The sequence below is a fragment of the Pseudomonas sp. NBRC 111130 genome, assembly GCF_001320485.1.
Classification (GTDB): domain Bacteria; phylum Pseudomonadota; class Gammaproteobacteria; order Pseudomonadales; family Pseudomonadaceae; genus Aquipseudomonas; species Aquipseudomonas vlassakiae.
Window position 1 is genome coordinate 1 of record NZ_BCBG01000012.1, and the last position, 17,393, is coordinate 17,393.

Annotated in this window: 16 protein-coding genes; 13 read left to right on the forward strand and 3 right to left on the reverse strand. The window is 61.4% G+C overall.

The window, feature by feature from the left end; genetic code table 11:
- Positions 1-196: 196 nt before the first annotated feature.
- A complete protein-coding gene (locus APH33_RS06285; protein WP_054884330.1) occupies positions 197-1,417 on the reverse strand; it encodes a CaiB/BaiF CoA-transferase family protein in 1,221 nt (406 codons plus the stop codon).
- A gap of 14 nt (positions 1,418-1,431) precedes the next feature.
- Positions 1,432-2,613 (reverse strand): acyl-CoA dehydrogenase, encoded by a 1,182-nt coding sequence (locus APH33_RS06290; RefSeq protein WP_054884331.1) that lies wholly within the window; start codon positions 2,611-2,613, stop codon positions 1,432-1,434.
- A gap of 162 nt (positions 2,614-2,775) precedes the next feature.
- Between APH33_RS06290 and APH33_RS06295 the strand changes: the two genes are divergently transcribed.
- From APH33_RS06295 to APH33_RS06340, 10 genes are all read left to right on the forward strand, one after another.
- On the forward strand, positions 2,776-3,690 hold the full coding sequence (locus APH33_RS06295) for a LysR family transcriptional regulator (RefSeq protein ID WP_054884332.1): 915 nt from the start codon (positions 2,776-2,778) through the stop codon (positions 3,688-3,690).
- Between the two features lie 424 nt (positions 3,691-4,114).
- Positions 4,115-5,236 (forward strand): Re/Si-specific NAD(P)(+) transhydrogenase subunit alpha, encoded by a 1,122-nt coding sequence (locus tag APH33_RS06300; protein ID WP_054884333.1) that lies wholly within the window; start codon positions 4,115-4,117, stop codon positions 5,234-5,236.
- Positions 5,237-5,247: 11 nt separating this feature from the next.
- A complete protein-coding gene (locus APH33_RS06305) occupies positions 5,248-5,562 on the forward strand; it encodes an NAD(P) transhydrogenase subunit alpha (RefSeq protein WP_003256966.1) in 315 nt (104 codons plus the stop codon).
- 2 nt (positions 5,563-5,564) lie between these two features.
- Positions 5,565-7,001, forward strand: a complete 1,437-nt coding sequence (locus APH33_RS06310) for an NAD(P)(+) transhydrogenase (Re/Si-specific) subunit beta (protein ID WP_054884334.1) — start codon at positions 5,565-5,567, stop codon at positions 6,999-7,001.
- 189 nt (positions 7,002-7,190) lie between these two features.
- Positions 7,191-8,684, forward strand: coding sequence for an acetyl-CoA hydrolase/transferase family protein (locus APH33_RS06315; RefSeq protein ID WP_054884335.1), 1,494 nt, complete (start codon positions 7,191-7,193; stop codon positions 8,682-8,684).
- Positions 8,685-9,036: 352 nt separating this feature from the next.
- Positions 9,037-9,252, forward strand: a complete 216-nt coding sequence (locus APH33_RS06320) for a DUF1127 domain-containing protein (RefSeq protein ID WP_054884336.1) — start codon at positions 9,037-9,039, stop codon at positions 9,250-9,252.
- A gap of 300 nt (positions 9,253-9,552) precedes the next feature.
- Positions 9,553-9,870 carry a DUF2388 domain-containing protein gene (locus tag APH33_RS06325; RefSeq protein ID WP_054884337.1) on the forward strand — a complete coding sequence of 106 codons (318 nt, stop codon included), beginning with the start codon at positions 9,553-9,555 and terminating at the stop codon, positions 9,868-9,870.
- A gap of 89 nt (positions 9,871-9,959) precedes the next feature.
- Complete coding sequence (locus APH33_RS06330; RefSeq protein ID WP_054884338.1) at positions 9,960-10,253, forward strand: DUF2388 domain-containing protein; 294 nt, start codon at positions 9,960-9,962, stop codon at positions 10,251-10,253.
- A 37-nt stretch (positions 10,254-10,290) separates the two neighbouring features.
- Positions 10,291-10,611 (forward strand): DUF2388 domain-containing protein, encoded by a 321-nt coding sequence (locus APH33_RS06335; protein ID WP_054884339.1) that lies wholly within the window; start codon positions 10,291-10,293, stop codon positions 10,609-10,611.
- Complete coding sequence (locus tag APH33_RS06340; protein WP_054884340.1) at positions 10,608-12,566, forward strand: DUF4105 domain-containing protein; 1,959 nt, start codon at positions 10,608-10,610, stop codon at positions 12,564-12,566. The genes APH33_RS06335 and APH33_RS06340 overlap by 4 nt, the downstream gene beginning before the upstream one ends.
- 105 nt (positions 12,567-12,671) lie before the next feature.
- Here APH33_RS06340 and APH33_RS06345 read toward each other — a convergent pair whose 3' ends face one another.
- On the reverse strand, positions 12,672-13,073 hold the full coding sequence (locus APH33_RS06345) for a GFA family protein (RefSeq protein WP_054884341.1): 402 nt from the start codon (positions 13,071-13,073) through the stop codon (positions 12,672-12,674).
- 265 nt (positions 13,074-13,338) lie between these two features.
- Here APH33_RS06345 and APH33_RS06350 point away from each other — a divergent pair, with 265 nt between their 5' ends.
- From APH33_RS06350 to APH33_RS06360, 3 genes are all read left to right on the forward strand, one after another.
- Positions 13,339-14,646 carry a CitMHS family transporter gene (locus tag APH33_RS06350; RefSeq protein WP_054884342.1) on the forward strand — a complete coding sequence of 436 codons (1,308 nt, stop codon included), beginning with the start codon at positions 13,339-13,341 and terminating at the stop codon, positions 14,644-14,646.
- 68 nt (positions 14,647-14,714) lie between these two features.
- Entirely contained in the window at positions 14,715-15,485 is a 771-nt protein-coding gene (locus tag APH33_RS06355) for a TerC family protein (protein WP_054884343.1), read from the forward strand.
- A 229-nt stretch (positions 15,486-15,714) separates the two neighbouring features.
- Entirely contained in the window at positions 15,715-17,373 is a 1,659-nt protein-coding gene (locus APH33_RS06360; RefSeq protein WP_054884344.1) for a Na/Pi cotransporter family protein, read from the forward strand.
- The last annotated feature ends 20 nt before the right edge of the window (positions 17,374-17,393 follow it).

The window sequence follows — 17,393 nt, forward strand, 5'->3', positions numbered from 1 at the left end:
CCCCCAACTTCATCTCAACCACCTAACTCGTTGAATTTCAAGGAGTTTGTCGTTCCGATGTCGCTGGAAGTGGGGCGCATTATAAGGGGATTCGAAAGCGCGTCAACCTTTAATTTCAGGAAACTTCAGGATCGCTGGAAAGCAATGCAGGGAGGCCTGACGGCCTCCCTGCATTTCAACTGCTCCATGTATAGCCTCAAAGCACGCCAGCACTACGCAACCGCCCTACAGCATCGGCATCCAACCCCAGCACATCGCCCAGCACCGCCTCGGTATGCTCACCCAACAGCGGCGGCGCCTGGCGATACTCTACCGGCGTCTCGGACAGCCGAATCGGGCTGGCTACTTGCGGTACGCTTCCCGCCAATACATGGGGCATGGATACTGCCAGTCCGCGCGCCAGTACCTGTGGGTCCTGGAACATCTGCGCGAGATCGTTGATTGGCCCGCACGGCACCCCGGCAGCCTCCAGCTGGCTCACCCATTCGGCAGTGGTCTTGAATACCGTCGCCTGGCGGATCAGAGGAATCAGTTCGGCCCGGTTCGCCACCCGCTGCTTATTGGTCGTGAAGCGCGGGTCATCCGCCCACTGCGGCTGCCCAGCCACTTCGGCAAACTTGCGAAACTGGCCATCGTTACCCACCGTGAGGATGAAGTCGCCATCCGCTGTCGGGAAGTCCTGGTAAGGAACGATGTTGGGGTGCGCATTACCCAACCGCCGCGGCGAATTACCTGTGGTCAGGTAGTTCATCGCCTGGTTGGCCAGGCACGCCACCTGTACATCCAGCAGTGCCATATCGATATGCTGCCCAACGCCATGCTGATCGCGGTAGGCGAGGGCGGCCAGAATCGCCACGGTCGAGTAGAGCCCGGTGAGAATGTCGGTCAGCGCAACACCTACCTTTACTGGCCCAGCACCCTCATCGCCATCCGGGCGCCCGGTAAGGCTCATCAGCCCTCCCAAGCCCTGGATCATGAAGTCATACCCGGCACGCTTGGCATATGGCCCCGTCTGGCCGAAGCCAGTGATCGAGCAATAGATGAGCTTGGGGTTCATCGCCTTCAGGCTAAGGTAGTCCAGCCCATAAGCTGCCAGCCCACCGACCTTGAAGTTCTCGATGACGATATCTGACTTGGCCGCCAGCTCGCGCACCAGGCGTTGACCTTCCGGCTGGGTGAAGTCGATGGTGACCGAGCGCTTGTTGCGGTTTGCCGCCAGGTAATAGGCTGCCTCGCTGGTGTTCTCGCCTTCAGCATCCTTAAGGAAGGGCGGCCCCCAGGAGCGAGTGTCATCGCCGCTGCCAGGGCGTTCGACCTTGATCACGTCTGCACCAAGGTCCGCCAGAATCTGGCCAGACCAAGGCCCCGCCAGCACACGGGAGAGGTCCAGCACCCGCAGATGAGATAGCGCGCCCATGGACTGGCTCCTTATCAGTAGAAAGCCTGAATGCCGGTCTGGGCACGCCCGAGGATAAGCGCATGCACGTCATGGGTACCCTCATAGGTGTTGACCACCTCAAGATTGACCAGATGGCGCGCGACGCCGAACTCGTCGGAGATGCCGTTGCCACCCAGCATGTCGCGGGCCGTGCGGGCAATGTCCAGGGCCTTGCCGCAGGAGTTGCGCTTCATGATCGAGGTGATTTCCACCGCCGCAGTACCTTCGTCCTTCATCCGCCCCAGGCGCAGGCAGCCTTGCAGGGCCAGGGTGATCTCGGTCTGCATATCGGCCAGCTTCTTCTGGATCAGCTGGTTGGCCGCCAGCGGGCGTCCAAACTGCTTACGATCGAGGGTGTACTGGCGAGCGGTGTGCCAGCAGGCTTCGGCCGCACCCAGCGCCCCCCAGGAAATGCCATAACGCGCCGAGTTCAAGCAGGTGAACGGCCCTTTGAGGCCGCGTACATCCGGGAAGATGTTCTCCTCGGGCACGAACACGTTGTCCATGACGATTTCACCGGTGATCGAAGCACGCAGGCCAACCTTACCGTGGATCGCCGGAGCACTGAGGCCTTGCCAGCCTTTTTCCAGGACAAAGCCACGGATATCGCCGGCATCATCCTTGGCCCAGACCACGAACACATCGGCGATCGGGCTGTTGGTGATCCACATCTTGCTGCCGCTCAGGCGATAGCCGCCATCGACCTTCCTGGCACGGGTAATCATCGAGCCTGGGTCGGAGCCATGGTTAGGCTCGGTCAGACCAAAGCAGCCAATCCATTCGCCTGTGGCCAGCTTGGGCAGGTATTTCTGCTTCTGCGCTTCGGTGCCGAACGCATTGATCGGCACCATCACCAGCGAAGACTGCACGCTCATCATGGAACGGTAACCGGAGTCGATGCGTTCCACTTCGCGGGCAATCAGGCCATAACACACATAGTTCAGGCCGCTGCCACCGTACTGCTCGGGGATGGTCGCACCGAGCAAGCCGACTTCACCCATCTCGCGAAAGATCGCCGGGTCGGTCTGCTCATGACGGAACGCCTCCAGTACACGCGGAGCCAGCTTGTCCTGGGCGAACTGATAAGCGCTGTCACGCACCATGCGCTCTTCTTCAGTGAGCTGCTGATCCAGCAGCAGCGGGTCGATCCAGTTGAAGCTTGCTTTACCGGCCATGAGCGAAATCCTCGAAATAGGGGAGCGGTGTCTTGTGCCATTGATCCTAGGCTTGATCCGGGAGCACGACAAACGAGGATTGCGCACGCATAAGTGATATTTTGTCACTCCGTGATACTGCATATCGCCATGTTCATGGCTCCATGAGTGAGGTTGACGTACATGCGCCGCAAGATCCCCAGCACCACCGCACTGGTCTGCTTCGAAGCGGCCGCACGCCACGAAAGCTTTACCAAGGCGGCCCAGGAACTGGCCCTGACCCAAGGCGCCGTCTGTCGCCAGATCGGTGGACTGGAGGCGTTTCTCAACGTCGAGCTGTTCAGGCGCTCACGTCGCGGCGTGAAGCTGACCGAGGCAGGGCTGTCCTATAGCCGGCAGGTCGCCGCACAGCTGGATGCGGTGGAGCGCGACACCTTGTCGGTGATGCGCCAGCAGGGCGCCAACGTGATCGAACTGGCCGTGGTGCCTACCTTCGGCACCCAATGGTTGTTGCCACGCCTAAAGGATTTCCAGCAACGCCACCCCGAGGTCACCGTCAACCTGACCAACCGCACCCGCCCGTTCCTGTTCGCCGACACCCCGTTCGATGCTGCCATCTACTTCGGCGATGCCGACTGGTCCGGCACTCAGTCTCATCGCCTGATGGGCGAGAACCCCGTGCCGGTGTGCAGCCCGTCATTGCTGGGCGGGCAAGGCACGCTGGACGCCCAGCGCATCGCCAGCCTGCCACTGCTGCAGCAGACCACCCGACCTTATGCCTGGCGCCAGTGGTTCAATGGCCTGGGCCTGAATATCGCGGGTGACATGACAGGCCCGCGCTATGAACTATTCTCCATGCTCGCCCAGGCTGCCATGCACGAGATGGGCATCGCACTGATCCCGCCGTTCCTGATCCAGCGCGAGCTGGAGGAGGGCAGGCTGGTGGTCGCGAACAGGTACGCACTGTCCAGCGACAAGGCCTACTATCTGATGATTCCCGACCGCAAGGTGGAATCCGCGTCGCTCCGGGCCTTCCGTGACTGGCTGGTGGGCCAGGCGCAACTCTATACCGCCTCGCACAATGACGAAAACGCCTGACCTACCTCTGTAGTCAATTATTTTAAACACCTACAGATGTACGTTTTTGTCGCATAGAAGAAAACTGTTCAGGTGAATCGAAAAACCCGGTCGAAGCCCCTAAACACGCGGCTTTCAGAGGGTTTTACGACATTCACAAGCCCATCTGCGAAATCATCGCAAAAAATTTCAAATTTTCCCCTAATCTGCCAATAGCCCATGTTGGACGGGCTGCAGCCTATTGCTTGCGACATACGGTCACAGGGTGACTTGTAGTTTTAACTTCGTTTCGCTTCAGAACCGGTTGAAGGCCCCTGGGTTCGTCTGCAAAATGCTTCGCCCGCCTTGGATTCGGCGGGCTCGGCGCTCAACAGCCGCCCCAGCGCACCATCCGTAGTGTGCTGGCTCTTACAAAGACAAAAAGGTCACCGCAGGAGAAATAGTCGTGCACATTGGTGTTCCTCTCGAGACGCAGACCGGTGAGACAAGGGTCGCTGCGACCCCGGAAACCCTCAAGAAACTGATTGGCCAGGGCCATCAGGTCACCGTCCAACGGGGGGCAGGGCTCAACGCCAGCATTCCGGACAGTGCCTATGAGGCCGCGGGGGCTTCCCTGGGAAGCGCAGCCGATGCCTACGGCGCCCAATTGATACTCAAAGTGGTCGCCCCCAACGACCAGGAACTGGCCCTGATCAACAGTGGCAGCCTCCTGGTAGGCATGCTCAACCCCTTCAACAGTGAGCTGATCGGCAAGATGGCTGAACGCGGTATCACCGCTTTCGCGCTGGAAGCCGCGCCACGTACATCACGGGCACAGAGCCTTGATGTGCTGTCTTCGCAGGCCAACATCGCCGGTTACAAGGCCGTGTTGCTGGCAGCCCACCACTATCCTCGCTTCATGCCCATGCTGATGACTGCCGCCGGCACCGTCAAAGCCGCGCGCGTACTGATTCTGGGGGCAGGTGTTGCTGGCCTGCAGGCCATCGCCACAGCCAAGCGCCTGGGCGCAGTGATCGAGGCGTCCGACGTACGCCCCGCGGTGAAGGAGCAGATCGAGTCGCTCGGCGCCAAGTTCATCGACGTGCCCTACGAGACCGACGAGGAGCGTGAATGCGCCGAAGGCGTCGGCGGTTATGCCCGACCGATGCCAGCCAGCTGGATGCAACGTCAGGCCCAGGCAGTACACGAACGTGCCAAGCAGGCAGACATCGTCATCACCACCGCTTTGATCCCCGGCCGCAAGGCACCGACCCTGCTCAGCGCCGAAACCGTGGCACAGATGAAACCCGGCTCGGTGGTCATCGACCTGGCCGCTGCCCAAGGCGGCAACTGCCCGCTGACCGTTGCGGACCAGGTGGTGCAGGCAAACGGTGTGACCATCGTCGGCCCGACCAACCTGCCAGCCCAGGTGGGCGCAGATGCCTCGGCGCTGTATGCCCGCAACCTGCTGGACTTCATGAAGCTGCTGTTCGACAAAGACGGCGCGCTGGTCATCAACCTCGAAGACGACATCGTCGCGGCCTGCCTGATGTGCCACGACGGCCAGGTCGTCCGCAAGAACGGCTAAGGAGCACGACAATGGAAGACATGCTGATTTCCCATGGCATCTACAACCTGATCATCTTCGTGCTGGCCATCTATGTGGGCTACCACGTGGTGTGGAATGTCACCCCGGCGCTGCACACACCGCTGATGGCAGTTACCAACGCCATTTCGGCGATCGTCATCGTCGGCGCCATGCTGGCGGCGGCGCTGACCGTGACCCCGGCCGGCAAGCTGATGGGCACCCTGGCGGTGGCCCTGGCTGCGGTCAACGTGTTCGGTGGCTTCCTGGTCACCCGTCGCATGCTTGAGATGTTCAAGAAGAAAACCAAGAACGAGGCGCAGAAGTAAGCATGAGCATGAATCTGGTAACGCTCCTCTACCTCGTCGCCTCGGTGTGCTTCATCCAGGCGCTCAAGGGCCTGTCGCACCCGACCACTTCGCGGCGCGGCAACCTGTTCGGCATGATCGGCATGGGGATCGCCATCCTCACCACGGTTGGCCTCATCTATAAGCTCGGGGCTGAGCTTGCAACCGCCGGCATCGGCTACGTGATCGTCGGCCTGCTGATCGGCGGTACCGCCGGTTCGATCATGGCCAAGCGCGTCGAGATGACCAAGATGCCGGAACTGGTCGCTTTCATGCACAGCATGATCGGCCTGGCCGCGGTATTCATCGCCATTGCTGCCGTGCTTGAGCCGCAGTCGATGGGCATCGTTGCCGCCATCAGCGACCCGATCCCCACCGGCAACCGCCTGGAGCTGTTCCTGGGTGCAGCCATCGGTGCCATCACCTTCTCCGGTTCGGTGATCGCCTTCGGCAAGCTGTCGGGCAAGTACAAGTTCCGCCTGTTCCAGGGCGCACCGGTACAGTTTGCCGGCCAGCACAAGCTGAACCTGATCCTCGGCCTGACCACCATCGCCCTGGGCCTGCTGTTCACCTTCACCGGCCACTACAGCGCCTTCACCCTGATGCTGGTCCTGGCCTTCATCATGGGCGTGCTGATCATTATTCCGATCGGGGGCGCCGACATGCCGGTGGTGGTGTCGATGCTCAACAGCTATTCGGGTTGGGCCGCGGCCGGTATCGGCTTCTCGCTGAACAACTCGATGCTGATCATCGCCGGCTCCCTGGTCGGTTCGTCCGGTGCCATCCTCTCGTACATCATGTGCAAGGCGATGAACCGTTCGTTCTTCAACGTCATCCTCGGCGGCTTTGGTGGCGATACCGATGCCGGCGCGGCGCAAGGCTCGAAGGAACAGCGCCCGGTGAAGTCCGGCTCTGCCGACGACGCCACCTTCCTGCTGAGCAACGCTGACAGCGTGATCATCGTCCCGGGCTACGGCCTGGCGGTGGCCCGTGCCCAGCACGCATTGAAGGAACTGACCGAGAAGCTGAGCCACAACGGGGTGACCGTGAAGTACGCGATCCACCCGGTGGCAGGGCGCATGCCTGGGCACATGAACGTACTGCTGGCCGAAGCCGAAGTGCCCTACGACCAGGTCTTCGAGATGGAAGACATCAACGCCGAGTTCGGCCAGGCCGACGTGGTGCTGGTGCTGGGCGCCAATGACGTGGTCAACCCCGCGGCGAAGAACGATCCGAAGTCGCCAATCGCCGGCATGCCGATCCTTGAGGCCTTCAAGGCCAAGACCATCATCGTCAACAAGCGCTCGATGGCCAGCGGCTATGCCGGCCTGGACAACGAACTGTTCTACCTGGACAAGACCATGATGGTGTTCGGTGACGCGAAGAAGGTCATCGAGGATATGGTCAAAGCGGTCGAGTAAGTCTTTTCGCTGAAAACCGTGCGTTATATAGAAGGCCCCGGTGAGATTTCTCCTGGGGCCTTTGCTTTTCAATGATCCAGATCAACGGCTCTATTTCAATGCTTCTCATACGACCATGGTCGTGGGACGGCAATGGGCGAAATCTCTAGACTGCGCTTCAGTAGTTTCAGTAGCCCGAGATAACAATCCATGTACCGTGATCGTATCCGCTTGTCCTCCCTGCACAGCAAGGTAATGAGTGCGGCTGATGCCGCTGGCCTGATCGAGGACGGCATGACCGTCGGCATGAGCGGTTTCACCCGCGCCGGCGAAGCCAAGGCTGTGCCGCATGCCCTGGCCGAACGCGCCAAGCAGTCGCCACTGAAAATCAGCCTGATGACCGGCGCCAGCCTGGGCAACGACCTCGACAAGCAGCTGACCGAAGCCGGCGTACTGGCTCGTCGCATGCCGTTCCAGGTCGACAGCACCCTGCGCAAGGCCATCAACGACGGCCAGGTGATGTTCATCGACCAGCACCTGTCGGAAACCGTCGAGCAGCTGCGCAACCAGCAGCTCAAGCTGCCGGATATCGCGGTCATCGAAGCCGTGGCCATCACCGAGCAGGGCCACATCGTGCCAACCACCTCGGTGGGCAACTCGGCCAGCTTCGCGATCTTCGCCAAACACGTGATCGTCGAGATCAACCTGTCGCACAACGCCAACCTCGAAGGCCTACACGACATCTATATCCCGACCTATCGCCCGACCCGCACGCCAATCCCGCTGGTCAAGGTCGACGACCGCATTGGCAGCACCGCAATCCCGATCGACCCGGCCAAGATCGTCGGCATCGTCATCAGCGACCAGCCGGATTCGCCATCCACCGTGCTGCCACCGGATGACGAAACCCAGGGCATCGCCGACCACCTGATCAACTTCCTTAAGCAGGAAGTGGAAGCTGGCCGCATGACCAACAAGCTCGGCCCGCTGCAGGCAGGTATCGGCAGCATCGCCAACGCGGTGATGTGTGGCCTGATTGAGTCGCCGTTCGAAGACCTGACCATGTACTCCGAAGTGCTGCAGGACTCGACTTTCGACCTGATCGACGCCGGCAAGCTGAGCTTTGCCTCGGGCAGCTCGATCACCCTGTCGACCCGTCGCAATGCTGACGTCTTCGGCAACCTGGAGCGCTACAAGGACAAGTTGGTCCTGCGCCCGCAGGAAATTTCCAACCACCCCGAAGTGGTCCGCCGCCTGGGCATCATCGGCATCAACACGGCGCTGGAGTTCGACATCTACGGCAACGTCAACTCGACCCACGTCTGTGGCACCAGGATGATGAACGGCATCGGCGGTTCGGGTGACTTCGCCCGCAACGCCCACCTGGCGGTGTTCGTCACCAAGTCGATCGCCAAGGGCGGTGCGATTTCCAGCGTGGTGCCAATGGTCAGCCACGTTGACCATACCGAGCACGACGTAGACATCCTGGTCACCGAGCAAGGTCTGGCCGACCTGCGTGGCCTGGCACCGCGTGAGCGGGCGCGGGCGATCATCGACAACTGTGTGCACCCTGACTACCGCGCAGCGCTGAACGATTACTTCGATCGCGCCTGCCAGCGTGGTGGCCACACCCCGCACATCCTGCGTGAAGCACTGAGCTGGCACGAAAACCTGGAAGAAACCGGGCGCATGCTCGCCAGCTGATCCAGCTGCCTCAACTGTTTTGGCCCTGTCGTCGCCACGCCGACGACAGGACCACAACAGTCAAACCACCCCGCCTGAACACTTCGCTCAATTTCCTGATTAAAACTGTACTACTGTACTGCTATTTTCACGCCTTCCTACGTTCTAAATCTCACAAGCCAAGAAATAATGCACCACATCAGTGCAGACCGATACAGTTGCGCCTATTTCGAGTGCAACAGTCGGCTTAAACAGTTAACTGGCCCATCGCATTACTGGTGAACTGTATCTACTGTTATGGACAGCAGAGGAGGATCATTGGCATCAGTTAAATCACTACCTAATCCCGCCATAAGCGGAAGGATGAAACATCATGGAACGTACCCTCAGTTCCGGTCTGGTTTTTGAAAGCAACGCCCAGCAGTCCCAGGCTTCCCTGCCACTGCGCGCTATCTCCACCCTGCTGCTGTGGCAGCGTCGCATGGCCAGCCGCCGTCAACTGGCTCGCCTGGATGCCCGCCTGCTGGCCGACGCCGGTATCAGCGAGTCGCAGCGTTACGAAGAGCTGAGCAAGCCATTCTGGCGCTAAGCTCCGGTCCGCCGGCTGCGGCCGGCACCGCGAATTACCCGACCCGTTGCAGGCGACTGCAGCGGGTTTTTTATTGTCCGCAAGGCTCTGCCCAGAGCCATTTCGTGCACGACCAGTACAGTTTTAATGTTTTAAGAATCGAGCGAAACAGTTATCCGCATTCGCTCGCATTAACATCCAGAAACAGCACCGCGTGATACGCTTCGCTCAGCAGTCTGTTAGAACCCGTTGTCGAACACGTAACGCGACCAGCAGTGCAAGCGTCCGATGAAGCAGAACCCTGTCCAGGAGTCCACGAACATGTCCCGTAAATACCTGATTGGTGCCGCCATGCTGCTCGGCCTGGCCAGCACCGCCCAAGCCAGTAGTTTCGTAGTCACCACCGATGCCGTGGTACGTGCTGTTGCCGCCTCGACTGACGCCACCTCCGACCTGACCTCATCGTTCCGCGATGACAAGATCGTGCAGGCCGCCCGTGATGACGCCGCCAGCTTCGTCGGTACTCAGGGCGCCATTCGTGGTTCGCGGCTGGAAAGTGCCTTGCTGCACATCCGTTCGAGCATGCCGCAGCTGCAAGCCAGTGATGCCCAGCTGGCTCAGGCCATCCTCGCGATCTGATCGGGGCTCTGCAAAGCAGGTGCGTTGGCTAGCGGCCGCGCACCTGAGGTAGCCTTCGTCTTTCAATTCCCCTGCCGTCAAGAAAGCTCATGCGTTATCTGTTGCCGTTGCTGTTCAGTGCCACTGCCATGGCCAGTGCCCACGCCATGGACACCACCACACAAGGCCTGGTCATTACGGGCTACGTTACCAGCCAGGTCACCACTGCCCCCTTCGACCGCAAACTGGTCAGGCAGGCTCGCGACGATGCCGCGGCATTCGTAGCCAGCGATGGCATGATCCGGGGTGCACGCCTGGAAGCGGCACTCGACTCACTGCGCCACAACTGCACCCGGCACTCCGTCGGCGACCTTGAACTGGCAGAAGCAATTCTCGTCCAATAACTACACCTGACTCCCTGTATTTTTTCGGAGATGCTCCATGCGTAAACCGCTGATTGCCGCTACCCTCGGCATGTTGCTGCTGGCCGACCTGGCCCATGCACAGACCCTGGTGGCCACCAGCAACATCATCGTGCGCGCCTTTGGCCGCTCGATCGATTTCACCTCTGACACCACCACTTCGATCCGCGACGCCAAAGTCGTGCGCGAAGCCCACGACGACGCCGCCAGCTTTGTCGCCAGTAATGGCGATATCCGCGGAGCCCAGCTTGAGGCCGCACTCAGCACCCTGCGCGAGCGCGTACCTGAAGCACGCGACGCCAGCGACCAAGTACTGGCCGAAGCCATCCTCGCGCTGTGAACCGCGTGCGTGCCTGGCTGCTCGGCTGCGCCCTGTCGCTGCTGGGCACGCCCGCCTTGGCTGACCTGCAGCTTGAGCTGCAGGCGACCAACCTCGACCCGCAACAGACCCAAGCCAGCCAGGCCCTGCTCGACGAAGCCATGGCCAAGCTGCCGCCCCTGTTCAAGCAACGGCTGGACCGGCGGGTATCGGTCAGCTGGAGCGACAACATGCCAGCCGATGCCTACGGCCAAGCTTCGCTGGTATCGACCCTCGAACTCAATCGCCGCCTGCTCCCCAGCCTGACTGACGGCAGTGCCGCCAGCGAGCGTACCAACCGCCCCCACGGCACGGTCCGGGAAGAGTTGCTGGCCACCGTCCTGCATGAGCTGACCCATATTTACGACCGTGCCCGCCTGTGGCCTGGCAGCGAGCGCTCGCTGATCGCCCGCTGCGCGCGCCAGCAAGCCGCGCTGGGCAAGATCGGTCAGCTGGCAGAGTGCCGTAGTCAGGCCGAACGCCGTTTTACCCTCAGCGACGACCCACGCTTTCTCGACCTGGCCGGCTGGCCGCAATACGTCGGCCGTCGTGGCGAACGTGAGCAGCACAACGCGCAGTTCATGCGCAGCCCCGACAGTTATGAGCTGAGCAGTCCCAAGGAATACATCGCGGTCAATATGGAGTATTTCCTCCTCGACCCGAGCTACGGCTGCCGTCGCCCGGCGCTCAACCAGTACCTGCGTGACCACTTCGGCTGGGCACCGCCACAGAACACTTGCGCCAAGGGTCTGCCGTTCATCAACGCTGGCAGCGACTTCGCCCGGCAGCCACTGGGCGAAATCGACCCAGAACGGGTTTACGAGGTCGACTTCCTGCTGGCTGAAGCCAACCAGAACCTGGTGAGCCGCTGGGGCCACAGCATGCTGCGCCTGGTGATCTGCAAACCCGGCCGCCCCCGCGGGCCGGATTGCCGCCTGGACCTCGACCAGAGCCTGGTGCTGTCTTACCGCGCTTTCGTCAACGATGTGCAACTGTCCAGCTGGGACGGGCTGGTAGGTGCCTATCCCTCACGGCTGTTCGTGTTGCCGCTGGGCCAGGTGATCGATGAATACACCAAGACCGAACTGCGCAGCCTGGCCTCGGTACCGCTGAAGCTCAACCGCGACGAAATCGAGAACCTGGTGCGCCAGGCGGCCGAGATGCACTGGAGCTACGACGGCAACTATTGGTTCCTGTCCAACAACTGCGCGGTGGAATCCTTGAAGCTGTTGCGCAGCGGCACCGCCAACTCACGCCTGAATGATCTCGACAGCATCATGCCCAATGGGTTGCTGGCCGTGCTCAAGGGCAGGGGGCTGGCCGATACCCGTGTGCTCGACGACCCGCGAGAAGCCCTGCGCCTGGGCTACCGCTTCGACTCCTACCGCGAGCGCTACCAGGCCATGTTCGATGTGCTGCGCAAGCAGTTGCCGATCAGGCAGACCGAAGTCGAGGACTGGCTGGCCCTGGATGCAGAGCAGAGGCGCCCGTGGTTCGACAAGGCCGACCTGCGCACCAGCGCGGCCTTGCTGTTGCTCGAACAGGCCAGCCTGCGCCGGCAGTTGCTGCTGGCTCAGGACGAAGTGAAACAGCGTTACCTGAACGCTGCAGCGCTGAAGGACGGCAGCATCAACAAAGCCGACGAGACCCTGAAGCAGATGCTCGCCAACAGCGGCTTCCTCAGCCGCCCGGCCGAGTTGCTGGATGCCAAAGGCTATGGCTTGCCGCAGCCGGACGAGCGCGCGCACCTGGAGCAGGTCAGTGCCGAGCGACAGGCCAAGCTGCTGCGCCTGAGTACCGACCTGGACAAAGAGGTGAGGGCACTGCTGGAGCCGTCGCGGGCGAAGGAAATTGCTGCGGTCGAGGCCAATGTGAAGCACATTGGCGAACATTTGCGCGCCCTGCACAAGGCGGCTGGTGGCCTGCAATTGCCTTGATGACCTGCACTGGCCTCTTCGCGGCTAAAGCCGCTCCCACAGGGATCGCCTGCTCCTGGGGGAGCGGCTTTAGCCGCGAAGGGGCCGGTAAAACCAGCACAAGGCTTAGAGTTTTTCCTCTAATTCTTCTGGCAGCCCTTCATCCAGGTGCATCCAGGGCAATCGGCTTGTCGTCCAGATATGCCGCCTGGCCGGCACCTGCTCCGGGTGGTCCAGCGTCGCCACGGTCACATCGATGGTTCCCGGGCTATGCTCGGTCACCAGTGCCACATGCGCCCCACATTCCCCACAGAAATACCGCTTGCAACTGGCCGGTGCCACATAGCACTGAGGCCTTCCTGCCATCCAGCGGAAACCCGAACGGGGCAGGGTGAGCCAGGTCACCACCAGCCCGCCGCTGACCCGCCGGCAGATCGAACAATGGCAATGGGCGACATCCGTCAGGTCACCCTGCAGCCGATAGCGCAAGGCGCCACAATGGCAGCCACCCTCGGTTACATCCTGCATCACCTACCTCCCGTCGCCGTTTTTCCGGCGAAAGCTGGCTGAAAGCTTCCCCCCCTAGGATAGCCGCCACTACCGGCATCAGACCGGTCAGCCAGGGCACCCGGAAATTTCCCGCCCGGCCCATCAACAACAACAATGGTGATTCTGATGTATTCCTGCGCCCGCCTTCATGTAGCCCCCCGACCCATGCTCCCCGTGCAGCGCCAAACGCGCTGATCCGCCCGAATAGCCATCCCTTTCGCCGCGCCACGCCTGGAGTATTGCCATGCTGACCTTCCTCGGCTTTGCCATGGTCATCACCTTCATGTACCTGATCATGACCAAGCGCCTGTCGGCCTTGATCGCGCTGATTCTGGTACCCATCCTGTTCGCCCTGTTCGGCGGCTTTTCCGCCAAGATCGGCCCGATGATGCTCGAGGGCATCAGTAAGCTTGCGCCCACCGGCGTGATGCTGATGTTCGCCATTCTCTACTTCGCCCTGATGATCGACTCCGGCCTGTTCGACCCGGCCGTGCGCAAGATCCTCAAGCTGGTCAAGGGTGACCCGCTGAAAGTCTCGGTCGGTACTGCAGTGCTGGCCCTGGTGGTGTCGCTCGATGGTGACGGCGCCACCACTTACATGATCTGCTGCGCCGCCATGCTGCCGCTGTACAGCCGCTTGGGCATGAGCCCACGGATCATGACCGGCCTGATCATCCTCGCCGGCGGGGTGATGAACATGACCCCCTGGGGCGGCCCGACCGCCCGCGCAGCAAGCGCCCTGCACGTAGACCCGTCGGACATCTTCGTGCCGATGATCCCGGCCATGGCCTTCGGCGTGCTGGCGATCCTTGCCATCGCCTACATGTACGGCAAACGCGAACGTGCCCGCCTGGGTGAACTGCACCTGCCGACCGATGACATCGATCACAGCGAAATCAGCGTGTCGCAGTTCCCTGAAGCGCGCCGCCCCAAACTGATCTACTTCAACGGTGCCCTGACCGCCGGCCTGATGGTCGCACTGATCGCAGGCGTGCTGCCGCTGCCGGTGCTGTTCATGATCGCCTTCAGCATTGCCATGATCGTCAACTACCCGTGCCTGCAGCAGCAGAAAGACCGCATCGCCGCCCACGCTGGCAGTGTGCTGGCCGTGACCGGGTTGATCTTCGCCGCAGGCATCTTCACCGGCATCCTGTCCGGTACCGGCATGGTCGAGGCAATGTCCAAGAGCCTGCTGGCAGTCATCCCTGAGGCCCTGGGCCCGTATTTGGCGGTGATCACCGCGATCGTGAGCATGCCGTTCACCTTCTTCATGTCCAATGACGCCTTCTACTACGGTGTGCTGCCAGTGCTGTCGGAAGCGGCCAGCCATTACGGCATCAGCCCGGTGGAAATGGCCCGCGCCTCGATCGTCGGGCAGCCGGTTCACCTGCTCAGCCCGCTGGTACCTTCGACCTACCTGCTGGTGGCCCTGGCCGGCATCGAGTTCGGCGATCACCAGCGTTTCACGCTGAAGTGGGCAGTGCTGGTATGCCTATGCATAATGCTCGCCGCGCTGCTGATGGGCATTTTCCCGCTGTTCAGTAGTCTTTAATTAACACGCATTACCCATGCGATGCGCCCTGAAAGGGTGCATCGCCTTTATCGTTTGAAGGAATACACATGGAATGGCTGACCAGCCCGGAAATCTGGGTTGCCTTTTTTACCCTCACGGCGCTTGAGATTGTCCTCGGAATCGACAACATCATCATGATCTCGATCCTGGTCAGCCGCATGCCCAAGCACATGCAGCCGCGCACCCGGATCTTCGGCCTGGCCCTGGCCATGGTCACCCGGATCATGCTGCTGCTGTCGATCACCTGGGTGATGCGCCTGACTGCCGACCTGTTCGAGGTGTTCGGCCAAGGCATTTCCGGTCGCGACCTGATCCTGTTCTGCGGCGGCCTGTTCCTGCTGTGGAAAAGCTCGCAGGAGATCTACCACGGCCTGGAAGGCGAGCAAGAGAGCGCCGACGAACCCAAGGGCGCTGGCGGCAAGTTCCTGTACACCATCATTCAGATCGCCATCATCGACATCGTGTTTTCCCTGGACTCGGTGATCACTGCCGTCGGCATGGTTTCGCACGTGCCGGTGATGATCGCCGCCATCGTTGTCGCCGTCCTGGTGATGATGGCCTGCGCCGGCGCCATCAGCGACTTCATCGACAAGCACCCGTCGCTGAAGATGCTTGCCCTTTCCTTCCTGATCGTCGTTGGTACCGTGCTGATCGCCGAATCTTTCGACGTGCACGTGCCGAAGGGTTATGTCTACTTCGCCATGGCCTTCTCGCTGGCCGTCGAGGCGATCAACATCCGCATGCGCACCGCCATGGCGCGCAAGCAGGGCAAGGAGCACGACCCGGTGAAACTGCGCAAGGACATTCCGGGTCAATAAGATCAGGACACGCAGCGTAAAGGGCCCTCCCGGGCCCTTTTTCATGTACAGCCTTTCATGACACAAATATTTCAAATGCTTGCAGAGCGTGCCAAGCTGGCGCGAGGTCCGCAAAACAACTAAAGCTTGAGTAAGCACTGGATCAAAACACCCACCCCCGGGCCAGGCTTACGGCTTCACACATTTTGGCTCCAGCGCCGGAGCCCGAGAACAAAAGGGGGGCTCGACCATGCTGACCCTGCTCAACCTGCTCTCTGCCGTAGCCTTGCTGGTATGGGGCACGCATATCGTTCGTACCGGCATCCTCAGGGTGTTCGGCTCCAACCTGCGCCGCGTGCTCGGCCAGAACATGAACCGGCGGCCACTGGCGTTCATCGCCGGCATCGTGGTCACTGCCGTGGTGCAGAGCAGCAATGCCACCGCCATGCTGGTTACCTCCTTCGTCGGTCAGGGCCTGATGGCCATGACCCCAGCGCTGGCGATCATGCTCGGTGCCGACGTGGGTACCGCGCTGATGGCACGGGTACTGACCCTGGACTTGTCGTGGCTATCGCCGCTGCTGGTGTTCCTCGGGGTGATCTTCTTCCTCTCGCGCAAACAGACCCGTGCAGGCCAGTTGGGCCGCGTGGGGATCGGCCTGGGCCTGATCATCCTGGCCCTGCAGCTGATCGTGCAGGCTGCGACGCCGATCACCCACGCACAAGGGGTGAAGGTGCTGTTCGCATCGTTGACCGGCGACATCATGCTCGACGCCCTGGTAGGTGCGCTGTTCGCCATGGTGTCGTATTCCAGCCTGGCTGCCGTGCTGCTTACCGCGACCCTGGCCGGGGCCGAAGTCATCAGCCTCCCGGTGGCCATCGGCCTGGTCGTTGGCGCCAACATCGGCAGCGGCCTGCTGGCCTTCATCAGCACCAGCATGCAGAACGCCGCAGGGCGCCGCGTGGCCTTGGGCAGCCTGTTGTACAAGCTGATCGGCCTGGTGCTGATCATCCCCGTGCTGCATCCGCTGGTGGAGTGGATGGACAGCCTGAGCTTCAGCCCACAGGAGTTGGTAATCGGCTTCCACCTGCTCTACAACACCCTGCGCTGCCTGATCATGCTGCCGACGGTCAAACCCATGGGCCGCCTGTGCAACGCACTGCTACCCGAACGCGAGGCTGGCAACGGCCAGATACGCCCGCGCCATCTCGATGCCTCGGCGCTGGCCACGCCTAGCCTGGCCTTGGCCAATGCCGCGCGTGAAACCCTGCGTCTGGGGGACATTGTCGACAGCCTGCTGGAGGCCATGCTCGGCGCCTTGCGCGGTACCCATACCGCCATGCCCCAGCAGGTGCGGGCCTTGAGCGAAGATGCCGAAGCGCTGTACAGCGCGATCAAGCTGTACCTGGCGCAGATGCCGCGGGAAGACCTCAGCGACCAGGACAACCGGCGCTGGGCCGAAATCATCGAGCTGGCGATTAACCTGAAGCTAGCCTGCGACCTGATCGAACGCATGCTGCGCAAGGTGCAACAGCAGAAAACCAGCCAGCGCCGGGAGTTCTCCCAGGTCGGCCTGGAGGAACTCACCGGGCTGCAGGAACAATTGCTGGCCAACCTGCGCCTGGGGCTGTCGGTGTTTCTCAGTGCCGACCCGGAAAGCGCACGCCTGCTGCTGCGCGAAAAGCGCCGTTTTCGCGCCCAGGAACGGCGCCTGGCGCATGCCCATGTCAGCCGCTTGCAACGTAAGGTGGTGCAAAGTATCGAGACGAGTTCGCTACACTTGGAGCTGATCGCCGACATGAAGCGGTTGAACTCTTTGTTCTGCAGCAGTGCCTATGTGGTACTGGGTGGCTCGGACACTGGCGGGCTGCTGCTCGACAGCGTTCCGGAAGATGCCCACCTGTCCTGATCTCGCACACCTGGAGACCG